The sequence below is a fragment of the Stenotrophomonas sp. RS-48 genome (assembly GCF_030053245.1).
In the GTDB taxonomy this organism is placed as follows: Bacteria; Pseudomonadota; Gammaproteobacteria; order Xanthomonadales; family Xanthomonadaceae; genus Stenotrophomonas; species Stenotrophomonas maltophilia_P.
Genome location: NZ_JASGBV010000088.1, coordinates 43203 through 58680, shown reverse-complemented (window position 1 = coordinate 58680; position 15478 = coordinate 43203). Strand labels below are relative to the sequence as shown.

The following is a 15478-nucleotide window of genomic DNA, read 5'->3' as shown; positions in this document are numbered from 1 at the left end:
CAGGACGAAGGCGCAGCGATAGCATGCGGCGTGTTAATGGCGGATCGTGCTGCATGCGCAAAAAAAAGGGCGCCCGAGGGCGCCCTTCATGTCACGGCCGGCTGGCTCAGCGCCAGACCTTGATCTGCTCGGCATCGCTGCGCTGCATCGGCTGGCCGGCCTTGCAGCTGAAGGTGGCGCCGAATGCCGGGAGGTTGGCCAGCGTGCCGTTCGTGCGCCACATGCCCGGCGCGCGGATGTCGGCGGTCAGGCGGCGTGCGGCTTCGTTCGGCGACAGCTGCTGCGCCCACAACGCGGCCCAGGCACGGAAGAAGCCCTGCTGCTGGGCCGGCTTGGCCTTCGGCTCCTGTGCGGTGTAGGCCGCCCAGGCCAGTTCCAGGCCGGCGATGTCGGCCAGGTTCTCCTCCTGGGTCAACGTGCCGTTGACCTTGGCGCCCTTCACGCCCGGGAACTCGTACGCGCCGTACTGGGCGGCCACACGGCTGCCGAGCAGGGTCCAGGCGGTCTTGTCGGCCGGCGTCCACCAGCTGCGCAGTTCGCCCTTGGCATCGACCAGCGCGCCCTTGGCATCGATGGCACGGGTCAGCTCGTGGCCGACCAGGCCGCCGAAGCTGCCGAACTTGTCGGCGCTGTCGGCCTTGGCGTTGAACACCGGGCCCTGCAGGATGGCCGCAGTGACGATCAGGCGGTTCTGCGCCAGGTCATAGGCCAGCGACGGCTGTTGCGGCAGCACATCCCAGCGACGGTCGGCATTGCCCTTGCCGATGCGCTTCATCTCCTCGCGATGGCGCCAGGTCGAGGCGATCAGCATGTTGCCACCGAACGAGCCGCGGCCCATCGGCTGCACGGTGTAGTCGAGGTCGCGCAGCGGGGTGCCGATCTCGATCTTCAGCGCCGCCAGCTTGGCCTGTGCTTCAGCCTTGGCTTCGGCACTCATCCACGTGCTGTTCCTGACGGCCTCGATCTGCACCTCGCGGACCTTGTCGACGATCCATGCCGCCTGCCGGCGGTCTTCGGCCGAGAGATGGCGGGCAGCGTACTCGCGGCCGACCATCGGACCGGCCGCCACATTGATGGCATCGAGCACCGCTTCCCAGCGCTGCGGCGGCAGCGTCTGCCCGCGCAGTACGCGGCCGCGGAACTCAAACTCGGCGTCCCGGTAGGCCTTGGACAGGTACGGCGCCATCGAGTCGCCCACGCGCCAGCGCAGGTAGGCCTTCCACTGGTCCGGCTTGAGCTTGGTGACCATGCCATCCAGCTGCTGGAACAGGCCCGGGTCGGCCAGCGATACCAGATCGTCGTTCACACCCTGTACTTTCAGGAAGGCCTCCAGCTGCAGGTTGCGGTAGCGGCTGTTGAGTTCCTTGGTGGAGATCGGCGCGTAGTTGTTGAACGGGTTGTTGATGCCGGCCAGCGACTGTGCATTGCGCGCCAGCTCGGTTTCCAGCGCGATCACCGCCTGCGACTCCGCATCGAGCTTGGCTGCCGGCGTACCGGTCAGTGCCAGGATCTGCTTGACGTAGGTGCGGTAGCGGCCCATCAGCGCCACGGTATCGGCATCGGTGCGGGTATAGAACGCCGGATCCGGCAGGCCCATGCCGCCCTGCATGAAGTAGCCGATATGACGGTCCAGTGCCTTCAGGTCGACGTCCGGACCGAAGTTGAAGGCGACCGGGATGCCGACCTGATGGAGTGCAGCGATCGACGCCGGCACATCCTTGGATTTCTTGATCGCATTGATGCGTGTCAGCAGCGGCGCGATCGGATTGGAGCCATCGGCTTCCACCGCCGCCTCGTCCAGGCCGCTGGCCCAGAAGTCGCCCAGCAGCTTCTGCACGTTGCCCTGCGGCGACGTCATGGCCGCATCGAGCAGTTCGCGCTGTTGCTGCCTGCTGCGCTCGACCAGCTGGCCCAGCGCGGTGGTGGCTCCGGTCTGCGGTACCGGGTTGGCCTTCAGCCAGCCAGCGTTGGTGGCGCCGTAGAAGTCGCTGCACTGGGCACTGACGGCCGGGGCGCGGGCGGCCTTTTTCTTTGCGGCGAACGCATCATGGCTCGGGACCAGGGTCGCCAGGCTGATGCCCAGGGCGATGGCAAGCGGACGGAAATTGGGCATGTAGAACGAATCCATGATGGATTGAGGGCGGGCGCACTATAGCAAGCCGCGCATGGGCGCAGCATGCACGTATCACGGTATGCCTGGCGGCCGTGGCGGGTCGCGCAAAAACAAGGGCCCGGGAGATCCCGGGCCCTTGCAGGTCTGCCTTGGCGTCAGCCGTGGCTTACCAGATCACCACCTGCTGCTCGCCGCTGCGCGCCATCGGTGCACCGGCCTTGCACTGGAACGCGGCCGCGAAGGTCGGCAGGTTCGAGGGCGCGCCCATCGCGCGGAACTGCGCCGGGGCGTGCGGATCGGTGGCCAGGCGGACCTTGGCGTTTTCCGGGGTGTACTTGGTACGCCACACGGTGGCCCAGTTGAAGAAGAAGCGCTGATCGCGGGTGAAGCCGTCGACCTTCGGATCTTCCTTGCCGGCCGAGGCCTTCTGCAGCGCATCGTAGGCCGTGGCCAAGCCACCCAGGTCGGCGATGTTCTCGCCCAGGGTCAGGTGGCCGTTCACGGCCTGGCCGTCAACCTTGTACTGGTCGAACTGCTTGACCAGCTTGCCGGTCAGGCCTTCGAAGTTCTTCTTGTCGGCCGGCGTCCACCAGTCTTCCATGTTGCCGGTCGGCCCGAAGCGCGCGCCCTGATCGTCGTAGCCATGGGTCATCTCATGGCCGATCACCGCACCGATGCCACCGTAGTTCAGCGCATCGTCTGCCTTCGGATCGAAGAACGGCGGCTGCAGGATGGCGGCCGGGAACACGATCTCGTTCTGCAGCGGGTTGTAGTAGGCGTTGACCGTCTGCGGGGTCATGCCCCACTCGGTCTTGTCCACCGGCTTGCCGATCTTGGACAGATTGAATTTGTAGTTGAACTCGTTGGCCGCACGCACGTTGGCCAGGTAGCTGTCGCGCTGGGTCTGCAGGCCCGACCAGTCACGCCACTTGTCCGGGTAGCCGATCTTCGGAGTGAAGGTTTCCCACTTCGCAATGGCCTTGGCCTTGGTTTCCTCGCTCATCCAGCTCAGGCCCTGGATGCGTTCCTTCAGCGAGGCAGCCAGGTTCTTCACCAGTTCTTCCATCTTCGCCTTGGCTTCCGGCGAGAAGGCAACCTTCACGTACAGCTGGCCGAACGCTTCGCCGGCATCGTTCTCGATGGTGCCCAGCACGCGCTTCCAACGCGGCTTCTGTTCCTTCTGGCCGTTGAGGGTCTTGCCGTAGAACGCGTAGTTCTCCTGGACGAAGGCATCGGCCAGGTACGGCGAGGCGCCATCGACGGTGTGGAAGCGCAGGTAGGCGCGCCAGACCGACGGGTCGGTGTCGCCCAGCGCCTTGCTCACTTCCTCATGGAAGGCCGGCATCGCCAGCGAGAACTTCTCCGGCGCAGCAACGCCCTGCGACTTGAAGAACTCGGTCCAGCTGAAGTTCGGGGTCAGCTTGTCGGCGTCAGCCAGGGTGACCGGGTTGTAGTACAGCTCCACATTGCGCGACAGTTCGACGCGCGACTTGGACGCCTTGGCCAGGCGGGTCTCGAACTTGACCACGTCCTCAGCCTGCTTGGCGGCGTCGGCTGCCGGGACGCCGGACAGTTCCAGCACCTTGGCGACGTGCGCCTGGTAGGCCTTGAGCTTGTCGGCGTTCTTGGCGTCGGTGTAGTACGTGCTGTCAGGCAGGCCCAGGCCGCCCTGGCTGGCGTAGGCCAGGTTCATGGTCGAGTTCTTGAAGTCGGCCTCGGCGCCGAAGCCGAACAGCACGTTCTCGCCCTTGGCTGCGCTGGTGCGCAGGTAGTCGGCGATGGCGGCCTTGTCCTGCAGGCCGTCGATGGCGGCCAGGTCGGCCTTCAGCGGCTCGATGCCCTGGGCGTTGATCTTGGCCTCATCCATGCCGGTGGCCCACAGGTCGCCGACGATCTTCTCGATGTGGCTCGGGTTCTTGACCTGCGCGACCTGCTCGGCCAGCTGGTGCTGCACTGCCACCGAACGCTCGTCGAGGATGGTGAACGCGCCCCAGCTGGTGCGGTCGCCGGGAATCTCGTTGGCGGCCAGCCACTTGCTGTTGACGTAGTCGCCGAATGCGGTGCAGGCGTCCAGGTTGGTGTCCAGATCGCTGGGCTGGAAGGCGTTATAGGCCGGCAGCTTGCTCTCATCCAGGGTGTAGGTGGTGGCTTCGGCGGCGGCCGGGGCAGGCGCAGCGGCCTCCTTGGCCGGGGTTTCGTTCTTGCCACAGCCGGCCAGCACGGCCGACACGGCCAGGCTGAGCAGCACGATCTTGGGAGTACGCGTGATCACTATGTTTGGCCTCCAGGCCGAGTGAGTCAGGGAAGAGCCGCGGGGACGGCCGTGGGCCGAACGATACGCCGCCAGCCTACCCCGCAAGGGTGTCGAAGGTCATGGGCGGGTGCAAGGGGCTGCATCGGGCCCTGCAAAAGACAGACCCGGCAAAAGCCGGGTCTGTCGGGGTGCTGCGGACTACGGCCCTATCAGAACTTGTACTTCAGACGCACGAACGGGGTGCGACCGTACAGGTCGTACTGGGTGGCAAAGGCTGCGGTGTTGCCGTAGCGGGTGCCGGCGCCGGTGGAGATCAGTGCCGGCTTGGTGTTGAACACGTTGGCCACGCCCACCAGGATTTCCCAGTCGGCCTGCTTGTAGCTCAACGAAGCGGTGTGATACACGCGAGCGTCGGCGACCAGATCGCGGTACGAGTCCGGACGGCCCTGGTAGGTGAAGCGCGAGTTGAGGGTCGTGTTCTCGGTCTTGCCGATGTACTGGGTCAGCCAGTTGTATTCCCAGTCGCCGCGGGTCAGGGTCAGGCCCAGGTTGGCAACCAGGTCCGGACGGCCGATCAGGCCAAGCTGATCCGAGGAGGCCAGGCCGCTGGCCTCGGCGCTGTCGAACAGCTGTGCCACGTCTTCCACGGTGTAGGTGACCTGCGAATCCAGGGCGAACTTGCCGAAGCCGAACTCATGTTCCCAGTTCAGGGTCATGTCCCAGCCGCGGGTGCGCTGCTGGTTGATGTTCAGGTACTGGGCGTAGATGTTGCGGATCGAATTCGCGTCCGGGCCGGTGGTCGGGTTGCGCTCCAGCAGGTCGCAGTAACGGTTCGGGAAGGTGCTCGAACCGTAGCAGCCGGTGGTGATGTCCAGTGCACCCAGCGAGGTGATCTGGCCGCGGATATCGTAGTCGAAGTAGTCGATCGCCACGCTCAGGTCGGCGAACGACGGAGTGAACACGATACCGGCGCTCTTGGCGCGGGAGGTTTCCGGAACCAGGTTGCCGGCGCCGCCGCTGGTGAACACGGTGGCACTGGAGCCTGCGCCGACGTAATCGCCCGGGATGCCGGCGGCACCGCAGTTGGCACGGATATTGGTGTTGTCGCTCTCTTCCCAGCGGATGCAGGGATCGATCGCGGTCTGGGACTGGAAGCCGGTCTGGTTGCCCAGGTACAGCTCGTACAGGCCCGGTGCACGATAGGAGGTGCCGACGGTGCCGCGCAGACGCAGCGACGGAATGATCTGCCAGTTCAGGCCGGCCTTCCAGACCTTGTCGCTGCCGCTGACCGAGTCGTACTTGAAGATGCGGCCCGAAGCATTGGCGGTGAGCGATTCGATGCCGGTGACGCCCTTGATCAGCGGGATGTCGAACTCGACGAAGGCTTCCTTCACCTTGTCGTTACCCTTGGTCACGTCGGCCGTCGAGGCGCCCCAGAGATCCTTGTAGTTCTCGTCCGGCGTATCTTCGATGGAGTAGTAGCGGTACTCCACACCGAACGCAGCACCCAGCGCACCTGCGGGAAGGTCGAACAGCTCACCGGAGAAGATCGCATTGACCGTCACGGTGTCATAGGTGGTCTTGCCGGTGGCGGTGATGCCCAGGATGTCGACCAGTTCGTCAACCTTGGCGCCGCTCAGGTAACCCGGGTCGAAGTAGTTCGCTGCCGGCGTTTCGCCAGCACCCGGACGGGTCAGGTCGCCGGTGATCGAGTTGCGGATGCCCAGCGAGCTGTACTTGCCGCTGGAGCGGCTGGCATTGGCATTGACTTCCCAGCCCCAGCTACCCGTGAACAGGCCATCGAATTTGTTCGCCAGGTAGTAGTAATCGACCTCGGTCTGCGAGGACGACTTGAATGGAAGCACGGGCTGCGCGTAGCCATTGGTGGTGCCCGGGGCTTCCACGACGGGGAAGAACTGGCGCCACTGGAAGTTGTTGGTCTTGCGGTTGTTGTAGAGGAACTGGGTCTTCCAGTTGAACCCATCAAAACCGAAGTCCGAAGCGAAGTAGGCCGACTTGCGCTCCTGGCGGTTGATGATGTGAGACTGACCCCACGCATCGAAGTTCAACGGTTCTTCGTAGTAGGCGACCGGGCTGCCGTTGGCGTAGGTGCGGTTGGCGCGCGGGCGATAGCCCGGGAACGGCCCCACGGTGCTGCCGTCCGGCGAGGGAATGTAACGGATCGGCGAGTCGTACTCATCGATGACGTTGATGAGCAGGTTGTTGCAGTTCGCAAGATTGGTCCCGGCGGTGATCGAATGATCCTGCCGGTCGATGCGGTTGCCGTTGGCGTCCTTGATCAGATCATTGCCGCAGTTCAGGAAGTCGCGGTCGCCGCGGGTCAGCTCGTTGTGGCGGTACCATTCGACGGCAGCGACGATGCTGCCCTTCTCGAAGTTCCAGCCATTGGCAAGCGAGCCCTGGAAGACTTCACCGCCACCTTCGGTCGGGATACGGCCGGTGACCGTCAGCTCCGGGCGCTCGAAATTCTTCTTGGTGATCAGGTTGACCACGCCGGCCACGGCGTCGGAACCGTAGATGGACGAGGAACCGTCCTTCACGATTTCCGCACGCTGCAGGATGGCGGTGGGAATGACGTTCAGGTCGAATGCGCCGACCGCGCCGCGGGTACCGGCCGGGCCCGGACGCTGGCCGTCCAGCAGCACCAGGGTGCGGTTGGCACCCAGGCCGCGCAGCGAGAACGTCTGCACGCCGGTACCACCGTCAACGACGAAGCCACCGAACTGGTGGGTGATCTGGGTTTCAGCAGCACCGATAGCGGACTTCTGCAGGAACTCGCCCACCGACACCTGGCCTTGGGCAGCGTTGTGCTCGGTGTCGATGGTGAACACCGGCGACGACGTTTCGTAATCCGCACGACGGATCAGCGATCCGGTGACGGTGATCTTGTCAAGGTCGGTGGCGCGCTGGTTGTGGGAGGAAGTGCTTGACGCCGCGGCTTCCTGCTGGGTGGTCTCCTGGGCCAGGGCCGGTGCGGCCTGCAGGCAGGCCAGCACAGCAAGAGTGAGCGGGACGCGGCTTGGCTTGATGTGGCGGTTGGCGTTGCGCATTTCGATGTGATCCCCACTTGTTATGCTTCGGTTAATGGAGTGTATGTGCCGCGTAAAGTAAATGCAACATGAATGGAGAATTGCTGTAACCCGTTGTTGCTAAGGGAAAATTCAGTGAACGGCGCATGAAAAAACCCCGCCGGGTTCAAGCCAGCGGGGTCCATGAACGGGCCAGCGTCCGGTTGCTTACAGGCCGCCCGGTCCGCAGTCCTTGCTGAGGAAGTCCGCCATCAGCGGCAGCGTCGCGCGGTAGTGGCTCGGGTACCACGGCATGCTGTGCGGCATGTCCGCAATCAACTCGAAGCGTGCGGGCACCTTGTCCTTGACGCCGTTATAGAAATTCCTCGCGTGGGACGCGGGGGTGCGCACATCGCGGTCTCCCACGAAGGTCAGCAGGGGGATGGCGGCCTTGGCGGTGTTCTGCATCGGGTCCATGCCCTTCACGGTCTGTCCCTGCAGGATGCGCTGCAGACGGTTCTCGCTCCAGGAAACACCCAGGCGGGCGAGATCGGTTACGGGGGCGCCGGCAATGGCGCATTGATAGGGTGACGGACTGCGCACGACCGCAGCGGCCGAGGCGAAGCCGCCGTAGGAATAACCGAAGATCGCGATGCGGTCCTTGGCCGCTATCCCCTGCTGCACAAGCCAGGCCGCCGCATCATCGTTGTCGTCCTGCATCGTCAGGCCCCATTGTTTGTCGCCGGCGATCCAGTGCTCACGCCCGAACCCGGTTGAGCCGCGGTACTGCGGCCGGATCACCGCGTACCCGCGCGAGGTGAAGAACGGTACCCAGCCGGACGCATCCCAACCGGTGTAATCACGGGCCCAAGGGCCGCCGTGCGGATGGACCAGCGCCGGCAACGCCGCGTCGCCGTTCTTCCAACCTGCGGGCAGATCGACGATGGCAGGAATCTTGCGGCCATCGCGGGCGGTGTACGTCACCCAGCGCTGCTCGCCGATCTGCTTGCCATCCACCCAGGGGCGTTCGCTGCCAAGCGTCGTGACCTGCTTGCGATCCACCAGGATCTGGTAGCTGGTGGGCGAGCTGGCGCTGTTGGTGGTGAACAGCACGCGGGACAGATCATCGTTGTAACCGGTAATGGCGATGTACTTGCCCGGATACGCCTGCTTGAGGCCGTCGTACAGGGCCTTCATCTGCGGATCGACATAGACCGCCTCACGGCGCGGGCCGTCGACATAGAAGCCCAGCACCTGGTTGAAGTTGCTGGGCTTGGTGCCCAGGATCAGGCCGCCGATCGGATACTCGGGATGAGCCGCCAGCGGTTCGTTGTCAAACGTTCTGCTGGCTGGGTCGTACAGTCGGGCCTGTACCTGGTCGGAGAACTTGTCGGTGAGGATGTACAGCTTGCCGTTCTGGTCATCGATGCCGACCACCTCCATCGTGTAGCGATCGGACAGGCGGGTGGTCAGCGTGTCGTGCTTCTCGAACTGGCCGCTGGCCTTGTTCTTGACCAGGATCTGCTGCTCGTAGTCGTTCGAGCCGGCCGGCTCGATCTGCGTACGCGTCAGCAGCTCGCCGTTGCGCGGGTGGAACAGGCCCGGGGTGGAGCGGGCGTCGCCACGGAACAGCAGCTCGGTCTGCCCGGTCTTGAGGTTGAACAGGTAATAGCTGGCCGAAAAATTGGTCTGGTTGATCTGCGAGATGATCACCTTGTCCGGATCCAGCGGAAGCGAATGCACCAGGGACGCGGTGCCGGCCAGCTCCAGGCAGCGCTGGGTCTGTTCGCTGATGCCGAGCTTGCGGGTGTTGTCCGCGAAAGCCTCGTCGAACTTTGTCTGGCTGCTGTCGGTGAGGAATGCCTTGGACAGGAACGTCTTGGTTGAGCCGACCGAGTTGCCTTCACCGCAGCCGGACAACTGCGCGGTCAGCTCCTGTCGGCCGATCACCAGGCTGCGACCCGCCTTGAGCGCGCTGGCGGCAATGAACTTCATGCGATCACCGGAAGGCGTGATCGCCACGGGCGCCGAACCGGGCACGTCCAGGTTCCAGTTGGCCAATGCGGTATCGCCATTGTTGCTGCCCGGCGCAGCAATGATTGCAACCAGCTGCTTGCCGTCAGGGCTCATGCTGACAGACTGGATGGCCGGGATCTTGGCGAAATCCTCGACCGGCAACGGTGTGGCGGAGGCGTGGATGACGTGCAGGCCAAGCAGCAGTGCGGTGGTGGCACCCAGGCGGGCACGCGTGAGGCGGGTTTCCATGATCGACAGTTCCTTGTGGCGATTCGCATCAAGATGACCGGAAGATGAACGAGTGCTGCCCTTCCGTCAACTGCACGTGAAAGTTTCCACCTGTGCACCCAGCGGGGCAGAGAGGCAACGCCGCCGTGGGGCGCCGACTTGAGAATCCATGCGCGGATCTGGGCAATCCTGAATCAGGTCAGCTTGCGCCCAGCTTGTATGATGTCGGGTTCTCCTTCCTGACTTTCCGCCGGAGCCCGCAGTGAACAGTCCGACCCGTCGTCCCCATGCAAGCCAGGTGCAGAAGGGGCTGGCACCGCACGCGCGCATCCGCAACGTGATCGCGGTCGGCTCGGGCAAGGGCGGTGTCGGCAAGTCCACCACGGCCGTCAACCTGGCGGTGGCGCTGCAGCAGCTGGGCGCGCGGGTGGGCGTGCTCGATGCGGACATCTATGGCCCCAGCGTTCCCGCCATGCTGGGCCTGTCCGGCCGCCCGGAAAGCCCGGACAACAAGAGCATCGAACCGCTGCGTGCCTTCGGCGTGGACACCATGTCGATCGGTTACCTGATCGAGGAAGACACGCCGATGATCTGGCGTGGGCCGATGGCGACCTCGGCAATGACCCAGCTGTTCAACGACACCCTGTGGGACGACCTCGACTTCCTGTTGATCGACCTGCCGCCCGGCACCGGTGACATCCAGCTGACGCTGACCCAGAAGATTCCGCTGGCCGGTGCGGTGATCGTCACCACGCCGCAGGACATCGCCACGCTGGATGCGAAGAAGGCACTGAAGATGTTCGAGAAGGTCGAAGTGCCGGTGCTGGGCATCGTCGAGAACATGGCGGTACATACCTGCAGCCAGTGCGGCCACGTCGAGCACCTGTTCGGCGAGGGGGGCGGGGAGCGCATGGCGGCGCAGTACGGCGTGCCGCTGCTGGGATCGCTGCCGTTGCAGATCGGCATCCGTGAGCAGGGTGACGCAGGCACACCGATCACCGCCGCGCAGCCGGATTCCCTGCCGGCCCAGGCCTATCGCCACGCCGCGCAGCGGCTCATCGAGGAAGTGGGCAAGCGCCCGCGTGCCTCGATCCCGATCCTGTCGTCGCTGCTGTAGGGACCGGGCGGGGAGGGCGGTGGCGCCCGGCCCCCTGCTAGAATCCTCGCGCCCCCTCGCACCCAGGACAGAGCATGAGCATCAAGAGTGACCGTTGGATCCGCCGCATGTCCGAACAGCACGGCATGATCGAGCCGTTCGAGGCCGGGCAGGTGAAGCAGGTCAACGGCCAGCGCATCGTCAGCTACGGTACCTCCAGCTACGGCTACGACGTGCGTTGCTCGCGCGAGTTCAAGGTGTTCACCAACATCAACTCGACCATCGTGGACCCGAAGCACTTCGATTCGGGCAGCTTCGTCGACATCACCGCCGACGAATGCATCATCCCGCCCAACAGCTTCGCGCTGGCGCGTACCGTGGAGTATTTCCGCATTCCGCGCGACACCCTCGTGGTGTGCCTGGGCAAGAGCACCTACGCGCGTTGCGGCATCATCGTCAACGTCACTCCGCTCGAGCCGGAGTGGGAAGGCCATGTGACCCTGGAGTTCAGCAACACCACGCCGCTGCCGGCGCGCATCTACGCCAACGAAGGCGTGGCCCAGATGCTGTTCTTCCAGGCGGCGGCCGATGATATCTGCGAAACGTCCTACAAGGACCGTGGTGGCAAGTACCAGGGCCAGACCGGCGTCACCCTGCCGCGCACCTGACGGACCGGTAGCGCCGGGCCATGCCCGGCGTCGCTCGATCGAAGGCGGCGCTTGCGCCGCCTTCGCTTATTTGCCGCGGCCGAACAGCATGGCGATGCCGACGCCGACCAGGGCCACCGGCCACCAGGTCAGCAGCAGCTTGGACAGGTTCAGGTGCGTCCAGCCCAGGTTGCTGGCAAGCATGAACAGCCCGATCAGGATCAGCAGGATGGCGGCGACGAGGTTGAATCGCATCGTGTCGGCACGGTCTCAGGAGTGGGCCGGATATCCTAGCCGTTCCTTCCAGTAGGCGACATGCTGCTGCAGGGCGTCCGGTTCGTAGCGGTGCGCAGGGCCGCTGCCCCACACCGGTCCCGGCCACGCCGGATCGCCGTCGTGGCGGCCGATCACGTGGAAATGCAGCTGGCGCACGATGTTGCCCAATGCGCCGATGTTGATCTTCTCCACCCCGTCGGAGCCCTTCAGGGCCTTGCAGGCGCGGTTGAGTTCGGTGCGCAGCTTGTCCTGCTGGTCGCCGTCCAGTTCGATCCACTCCGTTACCCCGGCCAGACGCGGCACCAGGATCAGCCAGGGAAACCGTTCGTCGTTCATCAACCGCACTTGCGACAGCGGGCCATGCGCCACCAGAACGCTGTCGGTGGCCAGGCGGGAATCAAGTTCGAAATCGCTCATCCAAGATGCTCCGTGAAGAAGTCCAGGGTGCGTTGCAGCGCCAGGGTGGCGCTGTCTGGATCATACGCATGTCCGACCTCGCGGTTGAAGGCATGGTCGGCCGGGTAGACATAGGTCGCCATCCGCGGCAGCTTCTGGCGATGCGCCTCCACGGCCTCAGGCGGGATGCTGCGGTCCTGCGCGCCGAAGTGGAAGATCACCGGCGCCTTCGGTGTCTCGTCCAGATAGTGCACATTGCGTGCGCCGTAATAGCTCACCGAGGGCAGGCCGAGGCGCAGCGCGGACAGCATCGCCACCGTTCCGCCCCAGCAGTAGCCGACCGTGCCGACCTTGCCGAAGGGGGCAAGCCGGGTTGCTGCGGCGCGCACCACTTCCAGTGCCCGTTCAATGCCCAGCGCACTTACCCGTTCCAGGCCCTGTTTCACCCCTTCAGGGTCATAGGGCAGGGCATCGGGGTCGGCGTCCGGGCCATCGACCAGGTCGAAGAACGACGGCGCCAGCACGGCATAGCCTTCGGCGGCGAAGCGCTCGGCCACGCCACGGATGTGCGGATTGGCGCCGAAGATCTCCTGCACGACCACCAGGCCGCCACGCGGCGTGCCCGCCGGCAGGGCCTGCCAGGCCCGGACCGGGCCATGATGTGTATCCAGGGTGATCCATTCGGACATCGTCGGTTTCCTCGTAGCAGTGGACAGGCCTGCATTGTCGGCGCTGGGCGGGTTAGCGCGGCGTCTGCGGCTGTGCGTGATCGGGCGGCTGATGCATCAAGCGACGTCGGATCGCGACTCGATCAAATGCGTCGCGGACGATCCTGCCAGGGATTCTGGCATCTGATTCGGCCTGGCTCTGACAGTAGATTCAGTAAAGCACCTGCTGAAGCCAAGAGGGCGAGCAGATAGCGTTTCGTTCGCGGAACTCCAGTCTGGAGGGGCGATGTGGGGCTGATCATATCTCGGCATGTTTCCGGGGCGCGGCGTGAAGGCGCAGGCGCCCGATAAATGGAGTTTCATGAAATGAAAAAGGAATTTCGCCTTCTGTGTGCATTGGGGATGGCAACAATGCACACGGTGGCTATGGCCAACCAATCGTCGTACCAGGACCGCCAGATGGCGTCATCGGATGGCAGGCAGTGGGTTGAGCGGACGGTGCGCCTCTCTGATTTCGAAGGCGGCGACGTGGCTGTCCAGGTACGCCTTTTCAAGGATGGAAAGGGCGGTTTTGTATATCGTTATGATGATCAGAATGAAACCACAAAGCTCTATCACCAGGCCGCCTGCGAAGTCATGAACTCCAAGGTGCGGCGTGGCGAAACCGTGATATCTGGCGAGTCGGCCGTCGTTGGTTGGTCCTGTGAGGGTGATTCAGATCCGGCGGAGGATTCGAATTCAGCCTCCAGCGACATGACGCAGCCCAGGGCGGGGTACTACGTATTTGCATTGGCGCCCAGTGGGAGTGCGCCAATCGGAGTCAATTTCAATTCGGTGGGTACTGCTCGTTTCCAGAGTTCATTGGCAGGGAAATCCACAGGAACTCTCTCGCTTGATAATGGGCGCTGCATGACCTCCGCGAGCGATGAATACGCGGGCCCATTCACGGGTTCTTACACCCTTCAGGTGGTGTGTATTGGTGTGAGGCGAGGCGTTATCCCAACGGCTACGTCAGCATGCATTCCGCGGGTTTGCTCAACAAACAACGGATCAATCAACGTCTATTGATGTCGCAATCAACGCTCCGGTGCGGCCGTGGCGATGGTGGACCGTGAGACGATTGCCTCTCCGTGAGCGTCGAGCCTTCGCAGCGCGTTCCGCCGGGTCGAGCCGGAGCTCCAGCTCAAGCCGCCGGGGGCCTTGACGCGTTCACGGGTACCCCGCTGATGGAGATGGCACGTGGGGCAGAATCCTGGGCGCTCCCCTCAGTACACCCCGGGGCCGTTCAGAGCGCGGCCCTCAACCCCGGTATACTGGCGCCCTTTCAGGCCCCGGCCCCCAGGAACCCCTGCCACTCCGGCAGGGGCCCAGGCCCCCAGAGTCCCGCGATTCCATGTCCCAGCTGAACCCCAAAGTCGGCTTCGTCAGCCTTGGCTGCCCGAAGGCCCTTGTCGATTCCGAGCGCATCCTGACCCAACTGCGGTCGGAGGGATACGACATCGTCCCGTCCTATGACTCGGCCGACGTGGTGGTGGTCAACACCTGCGGCTTCATCGACTCGGCGGTGACGGAGTCGCTGGACGCCATCGGCGAGGCGATGAACCAGAACGGCAAGGTCATCGTCACCGGCTGCCTGGGCAAGCGCCCCGAACAGATCCGTGAGGCGTACCCGAACGTGCTGGCGGTGTCCGGCCCGCAGGACTACCAGAGCGTGATGGAGGCGGTGCATGAGGCGCTACCGCCCCGGCATGATCCGTTCGTGGACCTGGTGCCCGACTACGGCATCAAGCTGACCCCGCGCCACTACGCCTATCTGAAGATTTCCGAAGGCTGCAACCACGCGTGCAGTTTCTGCATCATTCCGTCGATGCGCGGCAAGCTGGTCTCGCGCCCGGTCGATGAAGTGCTGCGCGAAGCCGAGCGCCTGGTCCGGGGCGGTGTGCGTGAGCTGCTGGTGGTATCGCAGGACACCTCCGCCTACGGCGTGGACGTGAAGTACGCCGAGAAGATGTGGCGCGACAAGGCCTACCAGACCCGCCTGAAGGCGCTGTGCGAGGGCCTGTCCGAACTGGACGCGTGGGTGCGCATGCACTACGTGTACCCGTACCCGCACGTGGATGACGTGGTGCCGTTGATGGCCGAGAACCGCATCCTGCCGTACCTGGACATTCCGTTCCAGCACGCCAGCCCGCGTATCCTGCGACTGATGAAGCGCCCCGGTGCGGTGGAAAAGACGCTGGAGCGCGTGCAGAACTGGCGCCGCATCGCGCCGGACATCACCGTGCGTTCGACCTTCATCGTCGGTTTCCCGGGCGAGACCGAAGCGGAGTTCGAGGAGCTGCTGTCGTTCCTCGATGAGGCGCAGCTGGACCGCGTGGGTGCGTTCGCGTATTCGCCGGTCGAGGGTGCTACCGCCAACGCTCTTCCGGACCCTGTCCCGGAAGAGGTGAAGCAGGAGCGCCTGGCGCGCTTCATGGAAAAGCAGGCACAGATCTCGGCCGCACGTCTGGAGGCCAAGATCGGCACGGTGCAGCAGTGCCTGGTCGATGCCATCGAAGGTGACATCGCCGTGGCCCGTTCCAGGGCCGATGCACCGGAAATCGATGGACTGGTGCATATCCAGAATGCCGACCAGGTGCCGCTGCGCGTAGGCGAATTCATCAACGTGGAAATCACCGAGAGCGACGAACACGATCTGTATGGCGACGCGCTGCCGCCGACCACGCGCCCGGCCTTCGACCTGAAGGTGCTCTGA

General features: G+C 64.4%; 11 protein-coding genes. 4 read left to right on the top strand and 7 right to left on the bottom strand.

Annotation, left to right across the window (positions count from 1 at the left end):
* Positions 1–106 precede the first annotated feature (106 nt).
* The 4 genes from QMZ25_RS15895 to QMZ25_RS15880 form a co-directional block, all read right to left on the bottom strand.
* Entirely contained in the window at positions 107–2113 is a 2007-nt protein-coding gene (locus tag QMZ25_RS15895; protein ID WP_053516862.1) for a M13 family metallopeptidase, read from the bottom strand.
* Positions 2114–2279: 166 nt separating this feature from the next.
* The gene (locus QMZ25_RS15890; protein ID WP_180876129.1) at positions 2280–4382 is read right to left on the bottom strand and encodes a M13-type metalloendopeptidase; all 2103 of its coding nucleotides are present in this window, start codon (positions 4380–4382) and stop codon (positions 2280–2282) included.
* 194 nt (positions 4383–4576) lie between these two features.
* On the bottom strand, positions 4577–7438 hold the full coding sequence (locus tag QMZ25_RS15885; protein ID WP_283219927.1) for a TonB-dependent receptor: 2862 nt from the start codon (positions 7436–7438) through the stop codon (positions 4577–4579).
* A gap of 186 nt (positions 7439–7624) precedes the next feature.
* Positions 7625–9661: a prolyl oligopeptidase family serine peptidase gene (locus QMZ25_RS15880; protein WP_283219926.1), complete on the bottom strand. Its 2037-nt coding sequence runs from the start codon at positions 9659–9661 to the stop codon at positions 7625–7627.
* Between the two features lie 241 nt (positions 9662–9902).
* On the opposite strand from QMZ25_RS15880, the gene apbC reads away from it, so the two are divergent.
* Both apbC and dcd read left to right on the top strand, forming a co-directional pair.
* A complete protein-coding gene (gene apbC, locus QMZ25_RS15875) occupies positions 9903–10757 on the top strand; it encodes an iron-sulfur cluster carrier protein ApbC (RefSeq protein ID WP_053516830.1) in 855 nt (284 codons plus the stop codon).
* A 74-nt stretch (positions 10758–10831) separates the two neighbouring features.
* Positions 10832–11404 carry a dCTP deaminase gene (dcd, locus tag QMZ25_RS15870; protein ID WP_065174891.1) on the top strand — a complete coding sequence of 191 codons (573 nt, stop codon included), beginning with the start codon at positions 10832–10834 and terminating at the stop codon, positions 11402–11404.
* A gap of 66 nt (positions 11405–11470) precedes the next feature.
* Here dcd and QMZ25_RS15865 read toward each other — a convergent pair whose 3' ends face one another.
* The 3 genes from QMZ25_RS15865 to QMZ25_RS15855 are packed head-to-tail and all read right to left on the bottom strand — an operon-like array spanning position 11471 to position 12744.
* Complete coding sequence (locus QMZ25_RS15865; protein WP_005410498.1) at positions 11471–11638, bottom strand: DUF5668 domain-containing protein; 168 nt, start codon at positions 11636–11638, stop codon at positions 11471–11473.
* A 15-nt stretch (positions 11639–11653) separates the two neighbouring features.
* Entirely contained in the window at positions 11654–12076 is a 423-nt protein-coding gene (locus tag QMZ25_RS15860; RefSeq protein ID WP_283219925.1) for an HIT family protein, read from the bottom strand.
* A complete protein-coding gene (locus QMZ25_RS15855) occupies positions 12073–12744 on the bottom strand; it encodes a dienelactone hydrolase family protein (protein ID WP_283219924.1) in 672 nt (223 codons plus the stop codon). The genes QMZ25_RS15860 and QMZ25_RS15855 overlap by 4 nt, the downstream gene beginning before the upstream one ends.
* 345 nt (positions 12745–13089) lie before the next feature.
* On the opposite strand from QMZ25_RS15855, the gene QMZ25_RS15850 reads away from it, so the two are divergent.
* Positions 13090–13791 (top strand): hypothetical protein, encoded by a 702-nt coding sequence (locus QMZ25_RS15850; protein WP_283219923.1) that lies wholly within the window; start codon positions 13090–13092, stop codon positions 13789–13791.
* Between the two features lie 325 nt (positions 13792–14116).
* Complete coding sequence (gene rimO / locus QMZ25_RS15845) at positions 14117–15478, top strand: 30S ribosomal protein S12 methylthiotransferase RimO (protein WP_053516842.1); 1362 nt, start codon at positions 14117–14119, stop codon at positions 15476–15478.

Bases quoted from the DNA above. Each gene is read 5' to 3' on its own strand.
- QMZ25_RS15895 (WP_053516862.1), bottom strand. From the start codon at position 2,113: ATGCCCAATTTCCGTCCGCTTGCCATCGCCCTGGGCATCAGCCTGGCG.
- QMZ25_RS15885 (WP_283219927.1), bottom strand. From the start codon at position 7,438: ATGCGCAACGCCAACCGCCACATCAAGCCAAGCCGCGTCCCGCTCACT.
- QMZ25_RS15880 (WP_283219926.1), bottom strand. From the start codon at position 9,661: ATGGAAACCCGCCTCACGCGTGCCCGCCTGGGTGCCACCACCGCACTG.
- dcd (WP_065174891.1), top strand. From the start codon at position 10,832: ATGAGCATCAAGAGTGACCGTTGGATCCGCCGCATGTCCGAACAGCAC.
- QMZ25_RS15865 (WP_005410498.1), bottom strand. From the start codon at position 11,638: ATGCGATTCAACCTCGTCGCCGCCATCCTGCTGATCCTGATCGGGCTG.
- QMZ25_RS15860 (WP_283219925.1), bottom strand. From the start codon at position 12,076: ATGAGCGATTTCGAACTTGATTCCCGCCTGGCCACCGACAGCGTTCTG.
- QMZ25_RS15855 (WP_283219924.1), bottom strand. From the start codon at position 12,744: ATGTCCGAATGGATCACCCTGGATACACATCATGGCCCGGTCCGGGCC.
- QMZ25_RS15850 (WP_283219923.1), top strand. From the start codon at position 13,090: ATGAAAAAGGAATTTCGCCTTCTGTGTGCATTGGGGATGGCAACAATG.
- rimO (WP_053516842.1), top strand. From the start codon at position 14,117: ATGTCCCAGCTGAACCCCAAAGTCGGCTTCGTCAGCCTTGGCTGCCCG.